Source organism: Pseudomonas sp. D47 (assembly GCF_045447305.1).
In the GTDB taxonomy this organism is placed as follows: domain Bacteria; phylum Pseudomonadota; class Gammaproteobacteria; order Pseudomonadales; family Pseudomonadaceae; genus Aquipseudomonas.
On record NZ_JBJGXU010000221.1, the window covers coordinates 1 to 269 of the forward strand.

Below are 269 nucleotides of genomic sequence, written 5' to 3' on the forward strand. Positions count from 1 at the left end.
AAGAAAGCGGGCTGCACTACAACCGCCATCGCTACTACAATCCAGATATTGGTCGTTACCTGACGCCTGACCCAGTGAAGCTGGCCGGTGGGATCAACGCGTACCAGTACGCGCCCAACCCGACGGGGTGGGTGGACCCAACGGGGTTAAGCGCCAACTGTCCACCTAAAGGTAGGAAAACTCTAACATGTGACAAACCTGCCGAACCCTCTACACCGGAGGTTTCAAGGAATGGTGCTTTCAAACAAGCTAAAGTCGATGCAGGAGTT

1 protein-coding gene is annotated in these 269 nt (G+C 54.3%); it reads left to right on the forward strand.

The genetic code is table 11. The features are described 5' to 3' along the window. Nucleotides 1–269 (forward strand): RHS repeat-associated core domain-containing protein (locus tag ACI77I_RS32310; RefSeq protein WP_407000278.1); only part of this gene is annotated, 269 nt, incomplete at both ends.